28 protein-coding genes are annotated in these 26,075 nt (G+C 53.0%); 8 read left to right on the top strand and 20 right to left on the bottom strand.

Annotated elements, in window-relative coordinates; genetic code table 11:
* Nucleotides 1–3,192, top strand: a complete 3,192-nt coding sequence (locus tag EBB_RS19075) for an efflux RND transporter permease subunit (protein ID WP_192395337.1) — start codon at nucleotides 1–3, stop codon at nucleotides 3,190–3,192.
* Entirely contained in the window at nucleotides 3,189–4,664 is a 1,476-nt protein-coding gene (locus EBB_RS19070; protein ID WP_192395336.1) for an efflux transporter outer membrane subunit, read from the top strand. Before EBB_RS19075 ends, EBB_RS19070 begins: the two co-directional genes overlap by 4 nt.
* A 380-nt stretch (nucleotides 4,665–5,044) precedes the next feature.
* On the opposite strand, the gene EBB_RS19065 is transcribed toward EBB_RS19070, so the two are convergent.
* Nucleotides 5,045–7,570: a TonB-dependent siderophore receptor gene (locus EBB_RS19065; RefSeq protein ID WP_442785868.1), complete on the bottom strand. Its 2,526-nt coding sequence runs from the start codon at nucleotides 7,568–7,570 to the stop codon at nucleotides 5,045–5,047.
* Between EBB_RS19065 and EBB_RS19060 the strand changes: the two genes are divergently transcribed.
* The 3 genes from EBB_RS19060 (at nucleotide 7,463) to vapC (ending at nucleotide 8,476) form a co-directional block, all read left to right on the top strand.
* Nucleotides 7,463–7,747 (top strand): hypothetical protein, encoded by a 285-nt coding sequence (locus tag EBB_RS19060; RefSeq protein WP_192395334.1) that lies wholly within the window; start codon nucleotides 7,463–7,465, stop codon nucleotides 7,745–7,747. The genes EBB_RS19065 and EBB_RS19060 overlap by 108 nt on opposite strands.
* 148 nt (nucleotides 7,748–7,895) lie before the next feature.
* The gene (locus tag EBB_RS19055; RefSeq protein WP_033156185.1) at nucleotides 7,896–8,090 is read left to right on the top strand and encodes a type II toxin-antitoxin system VapB family antitoxin; all 195 of its coding nucleotides are present in this window, start codon (nucleotides 7,896–7,898) and stop codon (nucleotides 8,088–8,090) included.
* Nucleotides 8,087–8,476 carry a type II toxin-antitoxin system VapC family toxin gene (gene vapC, locus EBB_RS19050; RefSeq protein WP_192395333.1) on the top strand — a complete coding sequence of 130 codons (390 nt, stop codon included), beginning with the start codon at nucleotides 8,087–8,089 and terminating at the stop codon, nucleotides 8,474–8,476. The genes EBB_RS19055 and vapC overlap by 4 nt, the downstream gene beginning before the upstream one ends.
* A gap of 27 nt (nucleotides 8,477–8,503) precedes the next feature.
* Here the strand turns inward: vapC and EBB_RS19045 are convergent, their stop codons facing one another.
* Both EBB_RS19045 and EBB_RS19040 read right to left on the bottom strand, forming a co-directional pair.
* Nucleotides 8,504–9,469 (bottom strand): FecR domain-containing protein, encoded by a 966-nt coding sequence (locus EBB_RS19045; RefSeq protein WP_192395332.1) that lies wholly within the window; start codon nucleotides 9,467–9,469, stop codon nucleotides 8,504–8,506.
* 6 nt (nucleotides 9,470–9,475) lie between these two features.
* A complete protein-coding gene (locus EBB_RS19040; protein ID WP_192395331.1) occupies nucleotides 9,476–9,979 on the bottom strand; it encodes a sigma-70 family RNA polymerase sigma factor in 504 nt (167 codons plus the stop codon).
* 513 nt (nucleotides 9,980–10,492) lie between these two features.
* Here EBB_RS19040 and EBB_RS19035 point away from each other — a divergent pair.
* Nucleotides 10,493–13,660, top strand: a complete 3,168-nt coding sequence (locus EBB_RS19035) for a hypothetical protein (protein WP_192395330.1) — start codon at nucleotides 10,493–10,495, stop codon at nucleotides 13,658–13,660.
* 7 nt (nucleotides 13,661–13,667) lie between these two features.
* On the opposite strand, the gene EBB_RS19030 is transcribed toward EBB_RS19035, so the two are convergent.
* A complete protein-coding gene (locus EBB_RS19030) occupies nucleotides 13,668–15,059 on the bottom strand; it encodes a glycoside hydrolase family 30 protein (RefSeq protein WP_192395329.1) in 1,392 nt (463 codons plus the stop codon).
* A 238-nt stretch (nucleotides 15,060–15,297) separates the two neighbouring features.
* Between EBB_RS19030 and EBB_RS19025 the strand changes: the two genes are divergently transcribed.
* The gene (locus EBB_RS19025) at nucleotides 15,298–15,537 is read left to right on the top strand and encodes a hypothetical protein (RefSeq protein ID WP_033156179.1); all 240 of its coding nucleotides are present in this window, start codon (nucleotides 15,298–15,300) and stop codon (nucleotides 15,535–15,537) included.
* Between the two features lie 94 nt (nucleotides 15,538–15,631).
* Here the strand turns inward: EBB_RS19025 and EBB_RS19020 are convergent, their stop codons facing one another.
* Nucleotides 15,632–15,949 carry a hypothetical protein gene (locus EBB_RS19020; protein WP_192395328.1) on the bottom strand — a complete coding sequence of 106 codons (318 nt, stop codon included), beginning with the start codon at nucleotides 15,947–15,949 and terminating at the stop codon, nucleotides 15,632–15,634.
* A gap of 197 nt (nucleotides 15,950–16,146) precedes the next feature.
* On the opposite strand from EBB_RS19020, the gene EBB_RS19015 reads away from it, so the two are divergent.
* A complete protein-coding gene (locus EBB_RS19015) occupies nucleotides 16,147–16,458 on the top strand; it encodes a hypothetical protein (protein ID WP_192395327.1) in 312 nt (103 codons plus the stop codon).
* 259 nt (nucleotides 16,459–16,717) lie between these two features.
* Here the strand turns inward: EBB_RS19015 and EBB_RS26510 are convergent, their stop codons facing one another.
* From EBB_RS26510 to EBB_RS18955, 15 genes are all read right to left on the bottom strand, one after another.
* Nucleotides 16,718–16,852 (bottom strand): hypothetical protein, encoded by a 135-nt coding sequence (locus EBB_RS26510; protein WP_306790026.1) that lies wholly within the window; start codon nucleotides 16,850–16,852, stop codon nucleotides 16,718–16,720.
* A 13-nt stretch (nucleotides 16,853–16,865) separates the two neighbouring features.
* Complete coding sequence (locus EBB_RS26060; protein WP_229427609.1) at nucleotides 16,866–17,213, bottom strand: methyltransferase; 348 nt, start codon at nucleotides 17,211–17,213, stop codon at nucleotides 16,866–16,868.
* Nucleotides 17,174–17,725 carry a methyltransferase family protein gene (locus EBB_RS26055; protein WP_225587600.1) on the bottom strand — a complete coding sequence of 184 codons (552 nt, stop codon included), beginning with the start codon at nucleotides 17,723–17,725 and terminating at the stop codon, nucleotides 17,174–17,176. Before EBB_RS26055 ends, EBB_RS26060 begins: the two co-directional genes overlap by 40 nt.
* 1 nt (nucleotide 17,726) lies before the next feature.
* On the bottom strand, nucleotides 17,727–18,338 hold the full coding sequence (locus EBB_RS19005) for a TetR/AcrR family transcriptional regulator (RefSeq protein ID WP_192395326.1): 612 nt from the start codon (nucleotides 18,336–18,338) through the stop codon (nucleotides 17,727–17,729).
* Nucleotides 18,339–18,451: 113 nt separating this feature from the next.
* The gene (locus EBB_RS19000) at nucleotides 18,452–19,072 is read right to left on the bottom strand and encodes a hypothetical protein (RefSeq protein WP_192395325.1); all 621 of its coding nucleotides are present in this window, start codon (nucleotides 19,070–19,072) and stop codon (nucleotides 18,452–18,454) included.
* 148 nt (nucleotides 19,073–19,220) lie between these two features.
* The gene (locus EBB_RS18995) at nucleotides 19,221–20,432 is read right to left on the bottom strand and encodes a type II toxin-antitoxin system HipA family toxin (protein ID WP_192395324.1); all 1,212 of its coding nucleotides are present in this window, start codon (nucleotides 20,430–20,432) and stop codon (nucleotides 19,221–19,223) included.
* Nucleotides 20,433–22,049 (bottom strand): DUF262 domain-containing protein, encoded by a 1,617-nt coding sequence (locus EBB_RS18990; protein ID WP_223146872.1) that lies wholly within the window; start codon nucleotides 22,047–22,049, stop codon nucleotides 20,433–20,435.
* 260 nt (nucleotides 22,050–22,309) lie between these two features.
* Nucleotides 22,310–22,612: an XRE family transcriptional regulator gene (locus EBB_RS18985; RefSeq protein ID WP_192395323.1), complete on the bottom strand. Its 303-nt coding sequence runs from the start codon at nucleotides 22,610–22,612 to the stop codon at nucleotides 22,310–22,312.
* Nucleotides 22,609–22,746, bottom strand: a complete 138-nt coding sequence (locus EBB_RS26050) for a type II toxin-antitoxin system RelE/ParE family toxin (RefSeq protein WP_229427643.1) — start codon at nucleotides 22,744–22,746, stop codon at nucleotides 22,609–22,611. Before EBB_RS26050 ends, EBB_RS18985 begins: the two co-directional genes overlap by 4 nt.
* Nucleotides 22,747–23,037: 291 nt before the next feature.
* Nucleotides 23,038–23,307, bottom strand: coding sequence for a type II toxin-antitoxin system RelE family toxin (locus EBB_RS18975; protein WP_192395322.1), 270 nt, complete (start codon nucleotides 23,305–23,307; stop codon nucleotides 23,038–23,040).
* A complete protein-coding gene (locus tag EBB_RS18970; protein WP_192395321.1) occupies nucleotides 23,291–23,518 on the bottom strand; it encodes a DUF6290 family protein in 228 nt (75 codons plus the stop codon). The genes EBB_RS18975 and EBB_RS18970 overlap by 17 nt, the downstream gene beginning before the upstream one ends.
* Nucleotides 23,519–23,970: 452 nt before the next feature.
* Entirely contained in the window at nucleotides 23,971–24,840 is an 870-nt protein-coding gene (locus EBB_RS18965; protein WP_229427608.1) for an AraC family transcriptional regulator, read from the bottom strand.
* A 66-nt stretch (nucleotides 24,841–24,906) separates the two neighbouring features.
* Entirely contained in the window at nucleotides 24,907–25,038 is a 132-nt protein-coding gene (locus EBB_RS26505) for a hypothetical protein (RefSeq protein WP_306790025.1), read from the bottom strand.
* Nucleotides 25,039–25,299: 261 nt separating this feature from the next.
* Nucleotides 25,300–25,785, bottom strand: coding sequence for a DUF6624 domain-containing protein (locus EBB_RS18960; RefSeq protein WP_192395319.1), 486 nt, complete (start codon nucleotides 25,783–25,785; stop codon nucleotides 25,300–25,302).
* Nucleotides 25,786–25,852: 67 nt separating this feature from the next.
* A complete protein-coding gene (locus EBB_RS18955; protein ID WP_192395318.1) occupies nucleotides 25,853–26,008 on the bottom strand; it encodes a hypothetical protein in 156 nt (51 codons plus the stop codon).
* Nucleotides 26,009–26,075 lie beyond the last annotated feature (67 nt).

Below are 26,075 nucleotides of genomic sequence, written 5' to 3'. Positions count from 1 at the left end.
ATGGATAAATTCAGTCATTTTTTTATCGACCGGCCGATTTTCGCGGCGGTGTTGTCGATTGTCATCCTGTTGGTCGGCGGTTTGGCGCTGATCGGCCTGCCGATTGCCCAATACCCGGAAATTGCTCCGCCTACCGTCGTGGTCAGCACCAATTATCCCGGCGCCAATGCCAAAGTCGTCGCGGAAACCGTGGCAACACCGATCGAGCAGGAAGTGAACGGCGTGGAAGACATGTTGTATATGTCCTCGCAATCCACCAACAGCGGCGCGATGTCTTTAACCGTCACCTTCAAACCCGGCGCCAATCTGGATAAAGCCCAGGTTTTGGTGCAAAACCGGGTGGCACTGGCCGAGCCGAAATTGCCGGAAGAAGTGCGCCGCCAAGGTTTAAGCGTGAAAAAACGCAGCCCGGATTTGAGCCTGGTGGTTAACCTGGTCTCGCCGGACAAGCGCTACGACAGCGTTTATATGAGTAACTACGCGCTGCTGCAAATCCGCGACACCTTGGCGCGTTTGCCCGGCGTGGGCGATATTCTGCTGTTTGGCGCCCGCGATTACAGCATGCGCCTATGGCTGAATCCGCAAACCATCGCCGCCCGCAACCTGACCGCCGCCGAGGTAGTGAATGCGGTGCGCGAGCAAAACGTGCAAGTGGCGGCCGGCGTGGTCGGTCAGCAACCCTCGCCGAACAGCGCCGAATACCAATACACCGTCAGTACCCTGGGCCGCCTCAGCACCCCCGAGCAGTTTGGCGAGATTGTCATCAAGCAAGGCGAAAACGGCCAAGTGACGCGCCTCAAAGACGTGGCCCGCATCGAACTGGGCGCCAAGGATTACAACTCCGGCTTGTATCTGGACGGCGATGAGTCGGTCGGTCTGGCGATTTTCCAACTACCCGGCTCCAACGCCATCGATACCAAAAAAGCGGTAATGGAGGCGATGGAAAAACTGAAGACCCGTTTCCCGGAAGGCCTGGATTACAAACTGGTGTACGACACCGTGGTCTTCGTCGAGCAATCGATACACGCCGTGGTCGAGACCCTGTTCGAAGCCTTGCTATTAGTGGTCTTGGTGGTGATCGTGTTCCTGCAAAACTGGCGGGCGGCGGTGATTCCGTTGCTGGCGGTGCCGGTGTCCTTGATCGGCACCTTTGCGGTAATGTCGGCCTTGGGGATTTCCTTAAACACCCTGTCGCTATTCGGCTTGGTGCTGGCTATCGGCATCGTGGTGGACGACGCCATCGTGGTGGTGGAAAACGTCGAACGGCATATCGCCGAAGGTCTTCATGCTCGGGATGCCACCCGCCTGGCCATGTCCGAAGTGGTGGGACCGGTGGTCGCCACGGCGTTGGTGTTGGTGGCGGTATTCGTGCCCACGGCTTTTATCACCGGCGTATCGGGCGCATTTTACAAACAGTTTGCCTTGACCATTGCAGTATCCACCGTGATTTCGGCGTTTAACTCGTTGACACTGAGTCCGGCCTTGTGCGCCTTGCTGCTGGACCGCGCTCACGAAGACAAAGACGCTTTCACCAAAGTATTCGACAAGCTGTTCGGCTGGTTTTTCGGTGCATTTAACCGCTTTTTCGAGCGTTTCAGCCTGGGCTATTCGCGATTGGTCGGCCGGTTGATTCGCGTGACCGCTGTCGTTCTGGTGCTGTATGTCGGCCTGAACGGCTTGAATTTCCTGGCATTTGAGAAAGTACCGACCGGTTTTATTCCGCAGCAAGACCAAGGCTATCTGGTGTTGTACGCGCAATTGCCCGACGCCGCGTCCCTGGCCCGCACCCAGGACGTGGTGCAGCAAGCCAGCAAGATCATTCTGGATACCCAAGGCGTACAACACGTTAACGCCTACGCGGGTTGGTCGGTGTTAAGCGGGGCGAATCAGTCCAATGTGGCCACCATGTTTGCCCGCTTAGGCGAATTTACCGACCGGGCCGGTCACCCCGAATTGCATGCCGACGAGATCGTCAAAAGCCTTACGCAGCGCCTGAGCGTAATTCCCAACGCCCGCATCGCCGTATTCGCGCCACCGCCGATTCGCGGCATGAGTTCGGTCGGCGGTTTTAAACTGCAAATTGAAGATAGAAACAACGCCGGCGTGGACGAATTGCAGCGCGTCACCAATGAAATGCTGGGACAGGGCAATCAACAGCCCGGCTTGGTGGGTTTGTTCAGCACGTTTAGGTCCGGCGTGCCGCAATTGTTTGTGGACGTGGACAGAACCCGGGTCAAAGCGATGGACGTACCGTTGAAAGACGTGTTCGACACCTTGCAAATATATCTCGGCTCCTTGTACGTCAACGACTTCAACGCCTTTGGCCGCACCTATCAAGTCACTGCGCAGTCCGATGCCCCATTCAGGATGTTGCCGGGCGATATTGACCAACTAAAAACCAAAAACCGCCAAGGCGGCATGGTGCCCTTGGGTGCGGTCAGCGAGGTGAAAGAAATCGCCGGTCCGGACAAAATCACCCGTTACAACATGTATCCGGCCGCGGAAATCAACGGCGGCACCCTGCCCGGCATCAGCTCCGGCCAAGCCATCGACACCATGAGTAAATTGCTGTCCGCCGAATTGCCGCCGGGCTTTGATTTCGAATGGACCGAACTGAGCTTGCAGCAGGTCTTGGCCGGCAACGTGGCGATGCTGGTGTTTCCGCTCAGCGTGATCTTCGTGTTCCTGGCCCTGGCCGCGCAATACGAAAGCTGGTCGTTGCCGTTTGCGGTGATTTTGATTGTACCCATGTGTATTTTGTCGTCGATGACAGGGGTTTGGTTGAGCCATATGGACAACAATATCTTCACGCAAATCGGCTTCATCGTACTCGTGGGGCTGGCGAGTAAGAACGCGATTTTGATCGTCGAATTTGCCAAACAACGGCAAGAAAGCGGCCTGAACCGGTTCGAAGCCGCCGTTGAAGCCTCTCGCATCCGCTTACGGCCCATTCTGATGACCTCATTTGCCTTCATCATGGGCGTATTTCCTTTGGTGATTGCCCAAGGTGCCGGCGCCGAATCCCGGCGTCTGCTGGGCACGGCGGTGTTCAGCGGCATGATCGGCGTGACGGTGTTCGGCTTGTTACTGACGCCGGTGTTTTATGTGGTGGTACAAGCCATCGCCCAACGCCTGCGGCCCGCTGCCACCGATTTAACCAGTCATCAACCTGCAATTGAGGCCCACAAATGAGTCTGCGCCCCTCCAAACTCCGGCATCAGGCCCTGAGTGCTGCCGGCCTGATCGGCCTGCTGCTCGGCGGTTGCGCGGTTGGCCCGGATTATGAATTGCCCGCCACTGCGGATTTACCCGCCAGTTTTGCCAACGCCCAAGCCGCCGAATTTTCTGATCGCGGCATCGAAGAGCGGTGGTGGCAGCTGTTCGACGATCCCCAATTGAGCGCGTTGATCGACAACACCATCAGCCATAACTACGAGCTAAAAATCGCCCGTGCCAATCTGGCGGAAGCGCGCGCTTTGTATCTGGAAACCGGCCTGAACCTGTTACCGACCGTCACTTCACACGCCAATTACACTGAGCAAAAACGCAGTACCGGCTCATTCAATAACCGCACCGGCGTTTTTCCACGCGAATTGAAGCTGTACAACACCGGTTTCGATGCTTCCTGGGAAATCGATTTCTTCGGCCGGGTGCGACGCAACGTCGAGGCCAGCAATGACGAAGTCGAAGCGCAAGAAGCCAGCCTGCGCGACATCGGCGTCAGTCTGATTGCCGAAGCGGCCCGGAATTATTTTGAATTGCGCGGTCTGCAAAACCAGTTGGCGGTCGCCCGCAAAAATGCCGACAACCAGGCCCAAACCCTGGCGCTGACCCAAGTCAAACTGGAAAACGGCCGTGGCACCGAGCTGGACACATCCCGAGCGCTGGCCCAACTGGAAAGCACCAAAGCCACCATTCCGCGTCTGGAAAGCGCCATCGCCCAAGCCATCCATAGGCTCAGCGTCTTGACCGGGCAAATGCCGGACACGCTGACCAGTAGCTTGGTGCAGTCCGCACCGTTACCCAAAGCCCCGGACAGTATCCAAATCGGCAACCCGGAACAACTCTTGCGCCGGCGGCCGGATATCCGCATCGCCGAACGCAGCTTGGCCGCCGCGACCGCCCGCATCGGCGTAGCCACCGCCGACTTATTCCCGCGCGTGACGTTCGTCGGCAGCCTGTCGCTGGAGGCGAGTACCCTATCCGGCATCGTCGCACCGGGATCGGAATCCTATTCAGTCGGGCCAAAAATCAGCTGGGCAGCGTTTGACTTAGGCCGGGTCTACGCCCGCATCAAAGCCGCCGATGCCCGTGCCGAAGCCAGCTTGGCGCAGTATGAACAAACCGTACTAAATGCTTTGGAAGAAACCGAAAATGCCCTGGTCAACTATCGCCAGGAGCGTGCCCGCCGCAGTTCGTTACAGGCTGCAGCGAAGGCCAGCGAAAAAGCCGCGGAACTGGCGCATCTGCGTTATCAGGAAGGCATCGCGGATTTTCTGACCGTGCTGGATAGCGAATTAAGGTTGTTGCAGGATCAAAGCCAGTTGGCGCAAAGCGAAACCGCCACCGCTACCGCGTTGACTGCGGTTTACAAGGCTTTGGGCGGCGGTTGGCTGGAGCAGCCCGAGGCTGCGGGTAAGTTGGAGACGAGTCTTATCCAATAGGTTTCTAAGATTACAATAGTTAACCATCTAGCGATTGTCGCGCCGCCTCTACCAAGTTTGTTGGCAGGGGCGTTTTTTTTATCCCGCCACCACCCGCATAGCAAAATCGAAGACGAGAGACTAAGCAATTAGCCGGCTGGCTAGGCGCAGCTTTGTGTAACGCAGTCCAAACCTGAGCATGCCAATCTGCGCTAATCCGCCATTAATACCGTTCGCCCTGAGTTTATCGAAGGTTGGGGTGAGGCACGCACCCCAACACGACCACCATAAAACCACCCGCAAACCAGCGGCAACGCAACAATAAAGTGATTGATGATTTTTAGGCCATCAATGTTGGAATAAGCCATCATGTTGGGGTTCGTGCCTCACCCCAACCGGCCCTAATACTCCAACTTGATAGACCCCATTACCATCAACGGTTCGCCAGGTATATTCCAGGCACGGTAGGCGGAATAAGGTGCCCCGGTAAAGAAATAACGTTTATCGAAAATGTTATTGACGTTGAGTTGAGTCGTTAGCCTGGTTTTGCCAAGGTTCATCGCATAACCCGCAAAGGTATCGACTCTTACGTAACCGGGCAATTGATAGCTATTGGCGATGTCTCCTTCACGTTTGCCGGCTATGTAAGCGCCAACACCCATGTTCAAGCCCTTTAAAGCACTCTGCTGAAAGGCATATTTTAACCATGCGCTTCCGGATTGCTCGGCGACATTCGGCATCCTGTTGCCTTCATTGTTCCCGGTCGCATCGCCATCACCAATAATGCGAGCATCGGTGAATGCGTAGGTTGTAATCAGGCTGAGACCATCGGTAATCTGCCCGGCAACGTCAATTTCTATCCCTTGGCTGCGCTGCGCGCCTATCGTGTCGGATAGGCCATTGTCGCCTATCAGTGTCATGACATTCTTTTTATCGATATGAAAATAAGCCAGATTGGTGGTTAAGTTGCCGTCGAACCATTCGGATTTAAATCCCGCCTCAAATTGTTCGGAAGTTTCGGGATTTAATGGCTGGCCCGTGGCTGATCGTCCATTGTTGGTTCCAAATCCTTCGACCCAATTACCGTAAAAGGAAAGCCACGACCACGGCCGATACAACAAACCCACGCGGGGGCTGAAAAAACCTTCGCTTTGCTTTTGTAGCTCAATTTTGTCTAAACCAGGCACATTTCCATTCCAGTTGCCGTTGATATCCGTGGCATTCGTGGCCGAATTGGAGAAGCCAGAGGCTAAATGCGCCCAATCGTATCGGCCGCCGCCCAGTATCTGTAATTTTTCATCGAACATCGAAATATGGTCTTGGAAGTACAAGCCATACCACGATGTCTGGTTGATGAAAAAATTATTAGGCCGATTGATGCGTTGAGATTCGAAAAAGCCGAAATCAAGGTTTGGGTAAACCGGGTTGTTCAGATTTACCCGAGAAAATGCCAGATTTCCACCGGCAAAATCACCATCCAAGTGAAACGGGCTATCGGCAGGGGCGTTGGCCGCGCTGAAACCAAAATAGCCTCCAGATCTTTGTTCGGTTGAATAATAATCCCCGCCAAGCAGAACATTGTGCTGAACTTCGCCAGTGTTGAATTTTCCGTTTAAATTAAAATAGGTTGTGTAGGTTTCCGCTGAATCATCCACAAACTGCGAGCCCCGTCTGACCTGTTTGGGATTGGCGCCTTCTTCCAATAACGGTTGAAAAACGGCGACCAGGATGGTCTTAAAGTGATTATTTGTCCAATTACCGGTAAAGCCGTTCTGAAACTTCCAGTTATCATTAAATGCGTGTGACCAGTTGACATCCAGAAGCGTACTGTCACTAGGATCTTCATTGAATTGAGTACCCGGCTGCCCGTAATTGGTGTTGAAGGGTACGTCGGCCACTCGATTACCAATCGCCGGAATCCCAGTGTCTTGAGGGAGGTTTCGGTTCATATACTCAAGGCTCAAATTAAACTCTGTCCTATCATTGGCTTGCCAATGTAGGGCGGGAGCCACAAAGACCTGATTTTGACTGACGAAATCACGAAACGAATTGCGGTCCGTGTAAGCAAAATCCATGCGGTAGGTTAGCGACTTGTCATCGAGCAGCGGCCCTGTCGCCTCGGCCACCGTCCGGTAAAAATCATAAGAACCGAACTGCTGTTGCAATGAATAATGCGCTTCCTCCTGCGGCTTTTTGGTTACGACGTTTACCATGCCGCCCGGCTCAACTCGCCCGTAAAGCATCGCCGCGGAGCCTTTTAGCACCTCGACCTGCTCGACATTAGCCATGTCCGTATTGAAACTGGCAATCCGTTGTCCGTTGCGAAATCTTGCATTGCGCGTCCCAAAACCGCGAATGACAAAATCCTGCCCAAATCCTTCTCCGTTCCATACCCGTTGTACACCACTGACATTCTTGGTGGCATCTTCTAAAATCACTGCTTGTTGATCTTTTAAAATTTGCTGCGGGATAACTTGTAGTGAGCTAGGAGTATCCATAATAGGCGCATCGGTTTTGGTGGAAGTAGTGGCGTTGCCTACGGCATAGTCTTCGTTATACGGATCATTCGCATCATAAACGGCCTTTCCCTCCACCCTCACCGCCGGCAATGTCGATACGTCAGCAGATGCTTCCGCCACTTTAATCGCCACCGCATCACCAGCCGTAAACGTGTAGGTCAAGCCAGTCCCCGCCAACAACTTTTGTAAACCTTGCTCTACGGTAAATTCGCCGTCCAGCCCCTGGCTGGTTTTGCCGTCGGTCAATCGGGCATCCGCCGAAAGCATAATCCCGGCGTTGCCGGCAAACTGGCTTAGCGCATGGCTCAAGGTGCTACGGCTGATGTGATAGCTGCGCTCGGCACCGGCGGTTTCGGCGGCAAGCGCGGGCATCGCCGCCAGCGAGGTTGCCAGTACCAAACCGGTCATGGCCTGTTGCACGCTGCTGCTGGTTTTGTCGATGGGGTGCTTGGGTTTTCGCTTGGACATGGGGTCACTCCCTTGGTTTGTTTAGGTTTCAATTCACTTGCCAATCGAAACGGAAAAAAGGGAACCGCAAAAGTGAATTTTTTTCGATTATTTGCAATTATTTTTTTATGTTGTTAATAATCAAACAGTTACGAATTCATGCTTTTTACAGGCTTCTCCGTGCATGATTGTGCATATGCGCGGTTTGCCTGGTAAATATTATGGGCGGAGACAAATCGTTAGTTGTGATGTATGATTTTCAAAAATCATACACACGGAGATTCCGATGCGGACCAATATCATGATTGATGAAGCGCTAATGGCCGATGTTTTAAGCGTGACAGGCATTAAAACCAAGCGCGAAGCGGTCGAACAGGGCTTAAAAACTTTATTGATGCTAAAGCAGCAGGAAGCCATCAAAAAAATGAAGGGTCAATTAAAATGGGAAGGCGATTTAGATCAAATGCGGGCTGAGCGGTGATTTTGGTCGATTCCAGTGTTTGGATCGATTATTTCAACGGCACGGAAACCATCGCTACCCAAAAACTGGACGGTTTGCTAGGTGTAAAGCCTGTCTGCACTGGTGATTTGATTTTGGTGGAAGTGTTGCAGGGTTTTCGTAACGATCAGGATTACCAAACCGCAAAAGCGATTTTATGTACTTTGCCCATGCACACCATGCTCGGTAGGGAGATAAGTTTAAAGAGTGCGGAAAACTTTAGAAGTCTACGCAAGCAAGGTATCACCATTCGCAAGACCATCGACACCCTGATTGCGACTTTCTGCATTGAAAAGCAGATGCCATTGTTGCATTCGGATAAGGATTTTCTGCCATTCCAACAGCTTTTGGGCTTGCAGGTTATCTGAGCCTGCCATGGGCCGCCAGTGCAAAACTCAACGCCGCTCAATCCTCACCCACAACGGCGACACTTGCGAGACTTTGACCGGCAAGGTTTTTTCCAGCTCGGCCAGAATTCGGTCGGTGTCGTGAATGGGGTAGGCACCGACGATGCGTAGTTCGGCAATCTCCGGCGCACAGGTGATGTAGCCATGGCGATAGCGATTGAGTTGCACCACAAATTCGCTTAACGGTTGGTTGTCCGCCAACAAAAAGCCTTGGGTCCAGGCGGGTTGATTGAGTTCGGTCGCTTGAATGGGGGCAATGGCTTGGGCGCTGAAGTGGGCTTGCTGTCCGGCGCTTAAGGTCTGGCGACTGGCGCCGAGGCCGCTTGGGGTGATTTCCACGGCACCGGCGTAGACACTGGTGTGGCTTTGTTCATGCTGTTGGCGAACGCTGAAGCGGGTACCAATTGCCCTAACCCGGCCTTCCGCACTATCTACCACGAAGGGGCGATACCGGCCGTTGCTGTCCGGCGCGGTTTCAATATAAATTTCGCCGCTTAGTAGGCGGATTCTGCGCAAGTCAGTTGAAAAATCAACGTCGATAGCGCTGGCCGCATCCATCTCGACGTGGCTGCCATCCGCCAAGCTAAGGCTGCGGGTGGCGCCTATGCCGGTTCGGTAATCGGCGCGCCACCCGCTCAGATAATCGGACCGCCACAACTCAAAGCCGGAGAAGCCTACCACAGCCAAAACCGCCAAGTTTTTAAGGGCCTGACGGCGCTGCATATCCGGCGAGCCTAACGCTGCCGCTGCGGTTTGCGTGGGCAAGCCATCGAATTTATGGGTAAAAAACTCCACCCGAGACCAAGCCGCCCGATGCGCGGGATGTGACGCCAGCCAGGCCTGCCATTGTTGCTGCTCAGTTTGACTGGTAGCGCCTGATCCCAATACCGCAAACCATTCCGCCGCCTCTGCCAGGATGCGGGGGTGAATGTCCGGATGATGTCGTTTAGCCATGGTTTTTTATAAGGTGGCGGTGAGGCAATGCAACATCGCTTGGGCCATGTATTTTTTCACCATCCTATCGGAAACCCCCAAGCGTTGAGCTATCTGTACATAAGTTAAGCCATCCAGTTGCGACAGCAGAAATGCGCTACGGACTTTGGCAGGTAGTTCGTCCAGCAAGGCATCGATTTCCTGCAGGGTGGAGAGGATGATGGCGTGCTCTTCCGGCGATGGCGCCAATGGCTCCGGGTACGCCGCCACGGAATCCCAGTAGGCTTGTTCGATAGCGGAGCGGCGCCACTGATTGATCAACAAGCCTTTGGCAATCGTCATCAGATAGGCGCGCGGCTCGCGAATGGCTTGCATATCCTGTACGGTGAGGACGCGCATGAAGGTATCGTGCGCGTGATCTTCGGCCTGCAACCGGCATTGGACGCGGCGGTTTAGCCAACCGAGCAGCCAGGAATGATGCTCTTGGTAGAGTTTGGTCAATGCTTCGTCAGGCATTATTGTGGCTATCATGATCTATGTGCTACACCGCGTAACATAAACGTAAATGCAATCCAAAATAAACAGGGTCGGACATTGTGTTGTGTGCTCATGGAGGTTGCCACAATCGGGGTAAGGGCTAATTCAGACGCGCGATTTCTTATAAAAACCTATAAATAAGGCAAATTTAGGGCCGAATATTAGGATTTTGCACTACCCCAGTGCGTCACTTGCTGGCTTATTATTTTATTTCAAAGACTTACAGGTGTTTCTTTCCGCGGTGTTAACTGGGACTCAGCGATTTTCCTTGATACATGAGCGAAGAAAAGACAGCTTAGGCGATGATTTGACCGAATCGGTTTGCGGCATATGACGCAGTTTAATTTTTAAAGCGCTCTGCCGGTTGTTAATCCATGCAGTCTGCACACTGCACACAGCAGCCTTCTTTTTTAAAGTGAGCTGTCACGGCGTAGGAACCATGCTGGCACTTAGCAAAACGCTTGCTAGAGTTGTAGTACTTTCAATCCCGAAAACAACGGTATCCCCATGAATCAGCCCCGCTATTTCTTCGCCGGTGACCAATGCTTTGTTATCGAACAGTATAACGACTGCGCCCCCTTCGCCAGCTTTCTGCCGGGGATTGCAGGGATGCACGGGCGTCCGGCCTGGGTGTTTTATGTCAATCGCGGCCAGGCCATCGCCAGTTTCGGGGTGCGGAACAAGGACGGCGCGTTTTTAGAGTTTTTCCCGGCTGATAAAGCGTATCAACTGACGCCGTCGCGCGGGTTTCGCACTTTTCTTAAAGTTGGCGATGGTCAGCAAACTCTGAATTACGAACCGTTTCAGCGCGGTGCTGGATCGGACGTTACCCAACGACTTTACGTGACACCACACGAGGTGGGCGTGGAGGAAGTCAATCCCCCACTGGGTTTACGCTTGCGCGCCGACTTGTTTACGCTAGCCGAAGCGCCAGTTGCCGGGTTACTGCGGCGGGTAGAGATTGCCAACACCACGGATAAAGCCCTACACCTCGAGATTGTCGATGGCTTGCCGCAAGTGCTGCCGTATGCGATGAATCAATGGATACTCAAATTCATGAGCCGCACCTCCGAGGCTTTTATGCGGGTAGAGGGTGTGGCGGAAAATCGGCCGTTTTACCGCCTGAAAGTCTGGCCCACCGACAGCCCGCAAGTGGAAGAAGTGGTTGCTGGCAATTTCTTTGTAGGCGTTTTGGATGGGCAGCTCAATCAGGCCATTGAGGATCCTGAGCGGATTTTTGGTTTGGCCGGCGACTTTTCGCAAGCGGAGCGGTTTTTTTCAGACCAGCCTTTGGACTTTGCCGAACAAGTCTGCGGCAATCAAACACCCGCCGCGCTTCAGCATTTGACGCTATCACTGCAACCCGGCGAAAGTCGGGTGTTTTACGGCGTTTACGGTCACGCTGGCTCCCGCGAGATTTTCGATCAATTTCTGATTGAAGCTCAGCAACCAGGCTATTTCGAGGCCAAACGCGAAGCCAATCGCCGCTTGGTGAACGACATCAGCCAAAAGGCTTTTACAGCCACCGCCCAGCCGCTATTCGATGCTCACGCCCGGCAATGTTATCTGGACAACGGCTTGCGCGGCGGCTTTTCCATGCCGGTGCCGGGCGGCGCGCATTTGTATTTATTTGGCCGTAAACACGGTGATCTGGAGCGCGATTACAACGACTTTTTATTGCAGGACACGCCCTACTCCGAAGGCAACGGCGACTTTCGCGATGTGTTGCAAAATCGGCGCATGGATTTGTTCTTCGATCCGGCCTTGGATGCCAAGAATATTCGCTATTTTTTCAACTTGATTCAGCCGGATGGCTATAACCCTTGTGCTTTGCGCAACTCGCGGTTTGCCGTGGATGCAGCGGCGAATTTCGCGCCGTTTTACGGACGTTTTCCGGCGTTGGAACCCTTGCTGCACAAAGAATTCAAGTATGCGGAACTGATAGAAATTCTGGGCACCGCCGACGATGCGGAAAGCATACTGACTGCCATTTTGGCCCAAGCCCAAGAAGTGGAAGATGCCGAATTCGACCGCGGTTATTGGTCGGATCATTGGACCTATCTGGTGGATTTATTAATCAGTTATGCGGCGATTTTTCCGGACCGATTGACGGGTTTATTTCAGGACAAGACCTACAGCTTTTTCGATCCTACCCATAAGGTGGCGCCGCGCGCGCAAAAGTATGTGGTTACGGCAAACGGTGTGCGCCAATACAACGCCGTGCACTATTGCCCAGAGAAAAAGGCATTGATCGATGCGCGAGAGCAGCGCCGCTATCAAGTGCGTTCGCAAGCCGGCCACGGCGACATCGTTTACACCACGCTATTGGGCAAGATACTGACGCTGGTCGCCAACAAGCTGGCGACGCTCGATCCCGCCGGCGTGGGTATCGAGATGGAAGCGGATAGGCCCGGCTGGTGCGATGCGCTAAATGGCTTACCCGGCATTTTGGGTTCGTCGGTCAACGAAACCATCGAGTTGAAGCGCCTAGTGGATTTTACCCTCAGCGCGCTGAACCAATTAGAGGGAGCCTGTGCCGTACCCGTCGAATTGGCCGACTTTGTGACGGCGTTGCATAAGGTGTTAACCCGCACTGACTTGACGCCGGAACTGTTCTGGCAGGCAAGCGGCACGCTGAAAGAAGCGTATCGTGAACAGGTATTCATGGGCTTTGCCGGTGCCGAACAAGCTCTGGCGCTGACTGACATCCAAGCCTTCCTGAGCTTGGTAACCCATTACCTGGACGCCGCCATCGACAAAGCCTGCACACCTCAGAGCATAGTCACCTATTTTGCTTACGAGGTTGAACACTATCAGGAACTGGACACTGGGGGCATTGCCGTTACGCGTTTTCAACAGAAGCCGCTGACTTTATTTCTGGAAGGTTTTGTGCATGCCTTACGGATCGCCGATCCAACACAGGCTCAAACGCTTTACCAAGCTGTGCAAAACTCCGAGCTGTTCGACAGCAAATTGGGTATGTACCGCGTCAACGAACTCTTGGGTGACAAGGCGCTGGATTTGGGGCGCATCGGGGTTTTTAACTACGGTTGGCTAGAGAACGGCTCGATTTTTTTACACATGCATTACAAGTTTGTACTGGAGATGGTGCGGGCTGGATTGATTGATGCGTTTTACGCCAACATCGAAACGCTCTTGCTACCGTTTCACGATCCGGGCACATACAAACGCAATCCCATTGAAGCCTCCAGCTTTCTGGTCAGCAGCGGCTTTACGGTTGATGCCCGGCAACACGGCCGCGGCTGCGTGGCCCGTTTATCCGGCGCAACCGTGGAATTTTTGCACTTGTGGACGTATCTGTTCCTGGGGCCGGCGCCGTTTACATGGGAAACCGGCATCTTGGCGTTTAAACCGACACCGTTGTTGGCCGCCGCGTTTTTTACCGCCGAAGCACAAATTGCCACGCCGTTTGCCGAACCTAAAACCTTGCCTGCCGATAGCGCAACTTTTACGCTGTTTGGCTCGACCTTGCTGGTATACCTCAATCCTCAGCGCCGCGATACCTTTGGTCAGGATGCCGCCAAACCGATTCAATACCAGTTATTCGGCAGGGACAGCACTACGCAGACGGTAACGGCAGATTCGATTACGGGGGCCTTAGCAGAAGCGTTGCGTCTAGGCCAATTCCGTAGGGTCGATATACTGCTTGGATGATGCGCCGTTAGGCTGCCCAAACATGGCTAGCCACCGCTCTAGCCGGTAACTCAACGACCACGGTTTTGCCTTGATATTGAATCCCAAACGCACGCGGTTCGGCAGTCTCGTTTAGGACGATCAACACCACAGAGCCCTCAGGCGTGAGGAAGGCCGCGTTAGGCAAATAGTCGTTTTGTGCGCCGGAAGCAATCCTCATGGAACCGGGCCGGACAAACTTCGCCGCGTGGGCAATCACGTAATAAGCAACATTGCGTGTGACCTGATTGCCGTCTATCGTCAACGCGCCCACGCAGCGGGCCTCACCGCCCGGCGTGTGTGGGCCGCAAAACGGATCGGAGGCCAAATTCCATTCCAACACCGCCCTGCTCCAGTGCCGCAACGAGCCGATCAGCACGTGGCGGGCGTGCCACATTAAATCCCCGCCAAATTCACCGTCCGAGCCCACCCATTGTTCGGTGAAATACAGTTTCATGTCTGGGTAAGCTTGATGCACGTCCGATAACACGGAAATATCGCCGCCGTACAGATGCCAAGCGGAGCCGCTGAGATACTGCCGAGCCTCGGCGTCGGCGAATACCGTCAATGGGTATTCTTTGACATCGCAATTGTGGTCCCAGCAAAACACTTCCACATCGGCTAATCCCGCCTCGCGCAAGGCCGGTCCCAGATGATGTTTGATAAATTCGGCCTGCTCCGGCGCTTCCATCACCATGCTCGGCTCGTTTTTTTGATTCAACGGCTCATTCTGCGGAGTAATGGCGTGGATCACGATGCCGCGTTCGCGCATTGCTTGCAGGTATTTCACCAAATACGCCGCGTAGACGGCATAGCATTCGGGCTTAAGCTTGCCGCCGATAAACGCCTGGTTAGTCTTCATCCAGCGCGGTGCCGACCAAGCGGTGGCGATAATTCGAATAGTTGGGTTGAGCGCCAGAATATCTTGGAGCAGCGGGATAACATCGATATCGCCGGCATTCAAATCAAAATGCGCTAGCTCCATGTCGGTCTGGCCATCAGGCATGTCGTCATGGCTAAAGCACCGCTCGCTTAAATCGGAAGCGCCTATGCTAAGCCGCAAACAACTGACGCCGATCCCGTCACCATCAGGCAAAAATAGCTCCTGCAACAAAGCTTGTCGTTCGGCGCTGGGCAGTGCGGTAATCAGCATGGCGCTGCCGCCGGTCAAGGAGAAGCCAAAAGCTTCCACGGTTTGATAAACATCGCCGGTGTCGACCGCTATCACAGGCAAATCGCCGAGATCGTGGTTAAAACCAAACCGGCTGGTCTGTGGTTGTAGCAAAGCATGCTGGTCGGCGGTCGTCAGCCAAATTTCTATAGGCTCGCGCGCCTCGCTTTCAGAAGAGAGTGATTGAAAAGCGTTGGTTTGCTCAGACATGGCTGCCCTCATGGTTAATGCGGAAGCGGTTCCGCCGGATTTCATACAAACAACATGTTGCTATATTATCGACTTTGCTCAGGCTAGCCAGTTAATTTTCCGCCTGGTTTGATTCCATAGTGAACGCTGCACAATCCAAACATTGTGCTCAGAGTCTCAGGCTTTTTGTTGGGGATTGTCATAAAACCGTCAAAATCACTTATACTGCGATTTCCGTTTTAACGTATGGAGATCGGATATGAAAAAATTGGTTTCAATTCGCGCGCTAACCACTCGGCTAAATCGTAAGCTAGCCAAGGAGTCTAAGAAGTTGTTGAAGTACAAGCCGAGGTTGCAGAACAACGATACGATTGTCGAATACGCCGTCGTGGATCTAAAGACGAACTCCATCATTAATTTTCATATGGCGAGCGAATTGCAAGAATTTGCCAGAGGGCTAGGCTGCTTGGCCAGCCTGGAAGAAGTTTCTTTCGAATAGCAGCCATTTAGCGTTGCAGTTCCATAAAGCCGGGTACGCCCGGCTTTTTTGTGCGCCTAAATCACAGCTTATCTATATTCAGAGCGTCGGCTTTTTAGGTTTTGCCGTTTAACTGGTTACTCAAAGCGCGTTCAGAAATTTCGTTGTACAAATTGGCTAATTCAGCGATCAATTTTTGATATTCAGGATGGTGCTTTAGAAGCGGCATCATAGTGCTGGCCTCTGAAAGCATTTGTTCAAAATGCATGATTTCAATCTCGTTCAGCGTATCGCCCTCTTCCACTCTTTTTTTAACGGCCAACGCGCGTGGAATGGACTGCTCTTCCAATTGCTCCACAAAGGCAGTGATAATGCCGATTTCATCATCTGACGAATACATTTGTATTTCCTGTTTGTCGCGACGAAAAGCCATCGCTGCTGAATTATCACCGGGTCTCCCGGAAGTCTCTAACCTTCTGGCTTTCTCGGAGCATAGCGTTTCCTTTGGTTTTTAGAAGCTCCCTTCCCTGAGTTTTCGGTATTTTGCGGAAAAAACCAGATGTAAGTTTTGACTTTGAACATGGTAAAGCCGAATATTGAAGCTACTCTTTAGCATTTTTGGATAAAAAGATGACATTTCTTAAAAAAATATCTGCCCTAGCCCTTTTATCTCTAACAACGAATACCGCTTGGTCCGAACCCGTTCACTTTTGCAAAGTGGAAAGAGTTTATGAAGACGATGTCAGCGTAGCAGCCAAGATTGTCCATGAGGACTGCTCTGGCGTCGCCTTTCTTTGGTATGCCAAATTTTACGTCGAAGCATCCTGCTGGCCGGGCGCTATAGAATTATTAAAGGGTAAATGCGAACAAACTGAAGTCGATTCCAAAGACTACGCTCCTGAGCCAACGGCGACCGAAACCCAAGAAGAAAATCAGGAATAAGGGCCTTTAGGCAACAAGCCCTATCAAGCAGAAACGATTGGCCTGCGGCTCAGGTTTTCCCTCCCTGCGTCGATTACCTCAGTTGCCCAGCAGATACTGAAATTCCCATCGTCTGCTTTGTGCTCTCGACGTCGAGAAGGCCCGGTTGCTCCGGGGCGAGTCCAGCATTTGCCGGGCCGCCGTTATCGTCTTCACTGCCAAGTATGACGGTTGGGGTGTTTGTACAGGTAATGTGATTTGCGCTCGTTTTGCGCTTTGTTCAAAGCGATTGATCGGCAAGCCTTACCGGTGAAATCCGCAGCAACCAGCCGAACATCCAGTTCGCCGTCCCGTCGTAAAACGACGCAGCCTGCCGGGATTGATCCGGATACCAGTGTAAGCGAACTCTCGCCACACGGATTCCGGAGTCATACCGGGCTGGCGCAGTGAGCCGCTCGCAATACCAATATTTTCCCGAACGTTCGCAAGCTCACCACCTCTTGAAGTACCAATCCGCTGGCATCGAAAAGCCGCCGCCATTCGGCCAGCGTTCGCTCCCTTCCGCGGGTATTGACGAACATCTGCATGTCGAATGCGGCTGTGGCGATGTCGGTCGGGCTATCCGGCATCACCATCTCCATCACGGCGATGGCAGCGCCGCTATCTGCACTGGCTTGCGCGACGTTGCGCAGCACGGTGACGCAGGTGTCGTCGTCGAAGCCGTGCAGCACCGCGCTCAACAAATAGATGTCCTTGCCGCTGTGCGCCTTCGGCACGGCTTTAAGCAGATCGCAGCCTTGTAGTCGTAAAACGCCTGTCCGTGTACCGATTCGAACGGCACGCCGCCGCTGCGCACGCCCTGCTCCAGTTGTTCGAACCACGGCCGGCTGATTGCCGGCGAATTGTGCATCAGCACCATCGCCCGCACGCTGTTGGGATGGTCCGGGCGCAGGCAGGACGAAAGCTTATTGTTTTTGAAGCGCCTGTCGGCCACTTCTTCGAACACGCCCATCGCTGCCAGCATGCGCAGCAAGCGGTAAAGCGCATCGGCGTCGGCGGCGACGCGTTCGGCCAGGGTTTCGATGCTCGCTTCGCCGCCGGCCAGCGCGCCGGCGATGTCCAGCCGCGCGGCGACATACAGCGCCCGCGATTGCCAAAAGGCCGAACCGATCTGAATCAGACGGAACGGCGGCGGCACGATTTTGTTGGGCAAATTTTGCAGCCAGGCGCCGAACCTCGCTAGCTTGGCAAAACGGCGCACCGCGCCGGCGTTCTTTTGCAATGTCATGTCACGCTCCCGCTTGCGTCGCAGCCATGCCAGCCACCAATAGTTTGCCGTTAAGCGTTGCGAGTTCGTTGAGGAAGGCCTCATCCATCTGCCCGCCCATCTGTTCCTCGAAGATGTCTTTCAGCAGCATCGGCATCATAGCCAGACTGACGAAGGCCATGCGCGCCACGTCGGGATTGATCGCCCGATCGACCTGACCGCTTGCCTTCAGCTGTTCCAGCCGCCGCGCGCCGCCGCTGCGGCCGCGCTCCAGCAATTGCAGGATGAAACGCCGGCCCGGCCCGTGGTTGAGGGCCAGCACCTTGAGGATGAGCTTGGGAAATTCGGGGTGCTTGCGCATAGTGTCGTAATAGAGGCGCAGATATTCGGCAAAACCGCCGGCCTCGGACAGCGTATCGCTGTCTAGCATATCCAAGAGGGGCTTGAGCGTCTCGCGTATCATTTCTTCGTAAAGGCCTTCCTTGTTGCCGAAGTAGTAGCGAATCATCGAAATGTTGGCCTCGGCCTTCTCGGCGATCATGCGGGTGGTGACCTTGTGGTATTCGTCGGAAAGGAAACACTCCAGCGCCGCCTTGAGCAGACGCGCGTAAACCGGGTCGCTAATATCGTTCATCGTAAAAACTCCTGCAAGCCATGATGGCGGCAGGTTAGCACCGGCGGCACAACCGCCCTAGCAGTTTTGCCAATCAAGATGCGGGGTTTGATTGAACGGCAAGCCGTGCGCAGTCAGCGCAGCAAGCGAACCCCGAGCAGCATACAGCCCACGGCAAAGGTGAAAATCCCAACGATAGACACGTATACCGAAATCATAGGCCCCAACGCATAAACCACGGCGCCGATGAAGATCAATGCCGCCGCGGGTTTGGGATAGATGGCCGAACGGTAGATAGCCAGGCAAAACAGCACGATGCCGATCAATATCGTCGCGGAAGCCGAAATTCTAAACGCCAACACCGCCGGATCGTTTTTGATGATGGCGTCGCGTAGCAGGAACGCGGTTTCTGGATAGCGGGCGATGACGGGATAAAGAAACAGCTCCCAAGTCACCTTGCAGACTTGCAGCAAATAAGCCGCCTCGACGAACAAAAAACCGACGGCGCCCTGCACGCCGGCCGTGTTACGCATCTTGGCATAAACAGCATAGAATCCGACCAGCAACGCTAACACGCCAGCGAAGGCAACCAGCGCTAAAGGCACCCAAGCCGAGTTGCGCACCATCTCGACATAATCGAAGCTTCTCGTCCCTAAAGGCAGAAAGATCGGGAACAAGACCGCATAAGCGCTGAGCAATAGCGATCCCACGATGATGGCGATGCCGCCGAGTTTTTCGAAAACGTGTATGTTCATTCTGCCTGTTTTGATTGATGGTCGGGCTGGGATTCAGGTTAGACCACGGCATTGAAGCTTGGGACATAGTCGTGGGCAGAGCGAAAGCGAAACCCAGAAAAAATGCCATCAATGCTGGGTTTCATTGCATTCAACCCAGTCTAAGGTCCTAATTTTTTCGATAGAGAAGGATTTTCCTAAAATGGCTCTCAATAGTGTTGCGCTGTGTAGAATCGTAACCCAAGTCGCCGTTTAAATTTTGCCATGCGGTTAGGATCGCATCCAACGAAGCTTGGACGCCCTCAACCATACTTTGCTCTGCATAGCCTATTTTGCGCGCCATACGACGAAAAGAATCCATCCCAACATCTTCCCAGCGTTTCGATTTGGCTAAGTTCAGGGCAAGTTGGTCATCTCGCATGTACTGAATTGTCGATAGAAGATCGTAGGCTGGCGAGAGCTCAGCCTTAACACCATCCGGATAGAGCAGACTCCAGTTTTTGTGATGAGCATCGCCGTTACCGGAGACAAGAATGAATATCAGGCGGCGAATGAATTTCTCCAGACCCGTTTCCCCCGTGAGAGCCAAAATCAACTTGGCTAGGGTTTCATAGTTATATTTCTGATATTTCTCTTCGGGATACAAACCTAGAATTTGTGCAAAGTCTTCCATGTGAACACGTCGGCCGGTAACCGGTCGATCAAAGCGACGAATAGCTAATGCGAAATGTTCGGAGAAAGTCCCGGCGTCCGCGGGGAGCCCGTTTATGTCACTTAGATTTATCAATTCCAACTCGGGTATGTCAATCCCGCTCGCCTTCGCCCACAGCATCGTGGCATATTCGTTTTCCGGCACTTTGGGATAGCGGGAATCGGGAAGCTTGACGATCCAGTCGCCGCCTTGGCCGCTAACCGGAATGGTAAGCCCCCTATCTTTGCGGCGCGCAGAAAATTTGAGCTGTACCCCGGCCAAGGAAAAATGCCAGGCTCCAGCCGGTTCCTGTTCTAGCGTCTGGGCGTTGAGCTCGGCCTGAGGTTCGATCAAAATGTCATCCTCAACAATGCGGACCGCACCAGGTAAATCCTCACCCAAACGATGTAGCAGGAAGAACTCTCGTGTAGAAGCCACGCCGGCTTGTTTCGCTACCAAATCTCGAAGCGGCCCCTCGGGCAACAGATTCGAAAACCACGGTGGAACGCGGGAGCGGCTAGTATGAACCTGCTCCAGGTCGTCAAGAAATTGCTGACCCAACACCGGGCGTGGATAAGCCCGTTTGTAGGATTCCAGCAACCTGAATTCGCCGCCATCATTGCGGTTTAAGTTCAGCGTACCAATGGGCGTATCGTTTAGCAAAACTCGCAGGGTATTGGTCGATTCCATTTATTCCTCCTCGTCCGAGACTATCAGCGAGGCCAGGGGGGGGCGATCAGGCTCATCCCAACGCGCGTATTGTTCGAAGAATCGTTCAAAATGACGCTGTAGATGTTCCGCGCGTAAGATAAGAAATTGCGCTGCATCGCCATCACGCAAAGCTTGCATAGCAACATCGGTAATTCCGTGCGAAACCAATACAGCAGGGTCGGCTACATTTAGCAGTAGACGACGTAGCCCTCCGCTACGATGGGGATGAGCCAGTCTGTTAGCAGCGGAAAGATACAATCCGTTTTGAGTCGGAGTTTTATAAGCAAGCACTTGATGAAAAGGTATCTCTTGATCAAACAGCCTGTCAGCTTTCTCCCCCAGATGTAATAATTTTCCGCTCTCAAGATCGCGCGGAGCCAGTGCTATCAGAGCAAGAGCCTGAAGTTTGCTTGCGGAATAACGAAAATTGAACGGCTCTGTCGCGGATGGATAAATGTCGGGTTTCTGCTTAACCATATCCAACATGCGTTGGACCGACAGCGCTTCATTATCCGGATCAATACGATCTAACGCTTTTCGGGTAGAAACCGTATCCCCCTGATGTGAACCGTTCAATGCGCCACGCCAGAGCCAGCGCACCAGCAAGTCGCGCGAGCGAGCATTGGCGGCCGGGTGATGACTAAAGAATTTTCCTAGCGTAACCAGCGGTTGCTTGTAAGGAAGCAACTCATAGTGAGGAATGCCGCTCTCTTCCTTGAGAAACTGAATCACCCGTTTCGCGGCCTCTGTCGTTTGCCGATAGGCCTGCTCCGCTTCGCCCAATGAGAGACGCAAAGGCCCATCACTTCCACCTTGAATGACAGGGACTCCTTGAAGAACCCTTAACAATTTATAAAGAGTCTGTTCTTCGACGCGACCAAAACCGAGCGGCTCCAATTCCGTAACAATGTCTTTGATCGTCGCAGGGCGCGAATGGGTTCTGGCACCATGCAATGCATCGAATACTTGGGGTGCTTTCAGCCCTTTACCCGTGGAATTTACACGGCTAAACACTTCTCGGAGAATCTCTTCGCTGTCTGTTCGTACTACATAGGCGGGAATATCGTACTCGCGAATGCGTTTACCCAATTGAAAAGCACGGTCTCGTCGTTCTTTACTGATCGATGATTTTGCCATTAACCATTGAAACAGGCGTTCCGAATCCAGCACTTCCGTCATGGGCAACCAGCGTGCAGCATCTCCGCTTTGTGCCGCTGCCGAAGGTGGAGGGACAAATTCGATCCGATCCAAGTCGAAGTAAAGTGCGAAAGCATCGTTATCCGCTTCGGAAGCTAATAATATCCGCGCCATAGAGACAATACGCTGCTGACCATCTACCACCCATAAAGCATCTGTCCGCCCTCCGGCGGTTACGGTGATCGACCCGAAACGCATCTCGCCCGGTTCCGCAGCTGTCTCCCAAAACAATAGAGTTCCAATCGGATAACCACGATATAAGCTGTCAACAAGCTTGCTTGCATCTTTCCGATCCCAGCTCAATGGTCTTTGAAAAGACGGAATGCGTATCCGTCCTAAGCGAACTTCGGCGAGTAGATCTTCGATCTTGAAGGCACGTGCTTCGGGTCGACGCTCCAAGGGCTGGGGGCTTGAGTATGATCGATGGTTACCATTTCTTTTAATTTAATGAATCTTTGAAACATCAATATGGCCGTAGGATGTGCTGAACAGCGGAAGCGCACTTGTGCCCTTTAGGGTATCGTTCGCGATTGGTGCGGTTCGTAAACTCACCACACCCTACGCCTGATTTTGGCTGGAATTTGCCATAGGCACTTTCGTTTCGTCTGACGAATTTTGGCCGGTTTTGGGCCTACAACTATGGCCTTATCCAGCCAAGTTCACACAGATTCCAACTCTATTTTTACCTTTTTCCCGAGCGCGGCGGCGGCGCTTACCAAAGTGGTCAAGGTTAAACTGGTATCTTCTTCGTCCAGCAGGCGATTAAGCGAAGCCCTGCTGGTGTGCATTTTCTTAGCCATAGCCGTTTTACTGAGTTTTAGCGCCGACATGCCTTCCGATATTTGCCAAGCGATGACCCGCTTGGCCGCTACCGCTGTCACTTCGTCGAGGATGGCTTCCTCATTTAGGAAGTCGTCGAAGCTGCTACCGATATGAGGATTTTCTTCTTGGTTAGTGTTCATTGCTTACCTCGTAATGCTTTCAATCTTTGTTTTGCCAAATCGATTTCCGCTTTCGGTGTTTTTTGACTTTTCTTGATAAAGCCATGCAGCAAAATCATCGTCTGTTTATCGATGACAAACAGAACGCGGGCTATCCGGTTGTCCAGCTTAATTCTGACTTCCCAAATATCGCCTTCGAGATGATCGACTAATAGGGCATACCGAGAGGCTAGCCGAATTGCACCGTTTTAATATCTTCGCCTATCGTTTTTCTGTCTTGTGCGGACAATCCTTTCAACCATTCTCTAACGGGCTCACTGCCGGCATCCGTTGCAAAAAATCTAACAGAAAGGATTGGATTCATTGAAGTAGCGTATCAAAATTGGTACTTAACAACAAGGTTGGCTACACGAAGCAAGATGTTGGGGCTAGATTTTTAGCGATTACTACTTGTCCCGATAAATGTCTTTTCGATGGCCCAATTCGACGACCAAAACGATTAATTCGTCGTCTTGAATCTGGCAAATCAAACGGTAGTCGCCAACCCGATAGCGCCAATATGCGGACAATTTGCCTTGCAAGGCTTTGCCGTTAATGCGCGGATTATCTTGTTCGGCTAACTGAGCGAGAAAGGTTTTGATTCTGTCGCGGACCGGTTTGTCCAGCTTGTTGATGGCTTTGGCGGCGCCCGTCTTGAGCCTAATGCTCCAAGGCATTGAGTTGCTGCCCCCATTCCGCCAAGCTGATCGTATCCTCCTTGCCGCTCGTCAATTCTGCTAACGCCGCATCGGCGGCAGCCGCATCAGCCAAGTCTTCGAGATAATCACTAAGAAGATTTTTGATCAGTTGCGCGGGGCTGACGTGTTCCTGCTCGGACAACTGGCGGAGCAGGCTAGCCGTGTCGTCGTCGATATTTAGTGTCATCATGCTGCTGCCTCTATTGTGATTTTAGACGCTTAGTCTCGTTGTATAACGCCGAGCAGTCTCGGTAAGCCGGTAAACATTTATTCTATAGCGTTTGTTGTGGGCTGTTCGTGCTAAGCAGTGTCGAGGCATGAACGGCCCATAACACATTCATCGCTGGGTAATGGAAAATCCCGTGCGCCCTCGACAAGCGCTGTACCCAACGGGCATAAAGACAAACGGGATTTTTCGTGGCCCAACTGCTCTTAGGTTTATAGTGATTCTAACATGGGTTACGGCTCTCAATACCTGCTTCGCGGTTTATGGCAAGGCCGTAAGGCGCAATCTTAGGGCGTCAATAGGCGTAGCCATATTGCGCCGCATGCTGGTGATTAACGTTTCGGCGCATTCCGCTAAAGCTAATCCGCCCTGCGCGGCTGGGTTTTACCATGGACCAACTATTCGACCGCTTTCGTTTACACCAAAGGCAGATATACATCCGTAATCTGTTCGTGCTCGGGCGTTTCAGGCACCCGTTTGATGTAATGAAAAAACAGCGGAAATTCCCGCAACTCCTCACCGCTTTCCGGCAGCCACTCCCGGTAGAGGTAATAAACACTGTCGCTAATCCGGTCGGTCGAACCGATATGGCGCACCACGGCGCAACGTCCTCCCGGAATCAATTTGTTAATCACCCCTTGCGAGTTTTCCGGCACGGGTTGCTTGACCTCACCGCATACATCGAACCGGAATGACTCTGCGGGCGTGACAGCCGGGTCGTCATAGGCGATACCAATCGTGCGGCTGCTGGAGATTGGCGACAAGCCGCTCTGTTTGCGCCAGTCTATAAAGCTTCTGACCGACTCCATGATTAGGCTGGGCGGGCCACGGTGCTCCAAGACGGCTATTGTGGTTTCTTGAAAATCGACGATGTTGACGTTCATCTGGGGACTCCTTATTCGTTGGGGTAGTAGCATGCGCTCATTCCAAGGCTGCCATGCTGGGTGCTTTCGAAATTGAGTAGGCGTTTGTCCGAAGCATTTTTTGAACGCGCGGGAAAACGATTCCGCATTGCCGAAACCGGCGTCCAAGCCAATATCGGTAATGCTGCGCTGCTCCTGAAACACCAGTTGGTAAGAAGCCTTACGCAAACGCAATAACTGGATGTAGCGCGTCGTGCTCAGCCCGGTGTAAGCGGAGAATTGCCGTTGAAAGTGAAATCGGGAAAAATTGGCCTGTTTGCTCAGTTCATTGACTGACATCGGCTCGAACAGATGTTTGTCTATGTAATCGAAAATCCTATCGAAGCGCATGGCATAGGCCGCGCTGGCCGTTTTATCGTCCACTTTCATACCTCCTCAATCGAACGCTACTGTAACAAGCGCCGAATCATCTCGCCTGACTCAACGTGCTCAATTGACCAGAGGCATATCTAAAACAACTTCGTGTACCGCGGCGACGAATGCATCGGTCTGATCCTGCATGATGAAATGGCCGCTGTTGCTGACGATGATATGCCGCGCATGGCTGGACAGATGAGCCAAATCGTCTTGCTCGGCCTGTTGAATTCCGGGGAGTCGCTATTTTTGCCGAAAGATTTTTTCGAGCTTCCCAGCAGGAAAAAATCGGCAAAAATTACGCGACCGCTTATGCCTTCGGCGCCCCGATTCGTCCGCGTCACCTCGTTCCGACCCAACAAGGGGTCGAAACATCGGCTCTCGCATGACTCGACGCCGTGTCGCGATGCCTTGCAGGTTTTCTCCGCTTCGCTGCGAAAACCCGCCCGGCGCTACGGCTATCGGGGACTAAAAATCTTCACTTCGCTGGCGCTCCGTTTCCAAGATTTTCAGCGTCGGCGAGCACCTTTTCCGTCCGCTTCGACATCTTTGCCCGCCCTCACTGCTTCGCGCTCGACTATAGCCAAATCCACCGTAAATGCGAATACGGTCTTCCAGAAACGCCGCCTGCCAAGGCATCACGTCGTTGTTGGCGGTGGATTGCTTCAACAAAGACAGACAATGCCGCATGAATGGCGGATTGCCGATGGCATGTGGAGCAATCAACCAGGCCACCCATGCGCCCTCCTCGCCAACAAGAGCGTTTCCGGGCCAACCGTATTGTTGGATGATGTCCGCCAGGCGAGCGGCGTTGCCGATATGTATTGCTTCCATGCGCGGATGGTAGAGAGCTCGGCCCAGCGAGCCATCGGCAACCAACGCCTCCCGTACCGACAGATCGTTTTTTGCCATCGCCACCAGTTCCTGGCTTAATGTTTCGTTTGAGTGGTGCATCGGGGCTCTGTTTCGCAATCGGCAAAAGGCGTTCCAGCCTTATCCGGCAGTCAATCAGCGAGCTGCTTTAAGCAGACGGACGTTTGATCAAGAGCCGAATCCAAAACCACGTCTCGAAGCCTGCACCAACGATGAAAGCGGCGTTACCGATACCGGAATAGCCAGCCAGATAACACGCTACGGCCAGCGCTAAAATCATGACGGTAATGATGTGATGTTTCATAGAACTCTTCTCCTAAATAAGTTTAAGGCACAACATTAACCAGCCTACGGAACAAGCACATCCAGGG

Source organism: Methylomonas fluvii (assembly GCF_014850975.1).
Classification (GTDB): Bacteria; Pseudomonadota; Gammaproteobacteria; order Methylococcales; family Methylomonadaceae; genus Methylomonas; species Methylomonas fluvii.
Note: the sequence above shows the minus strand (reverse complement) of the source record. Positions and strands in the feature narration are given on the sequence as shown.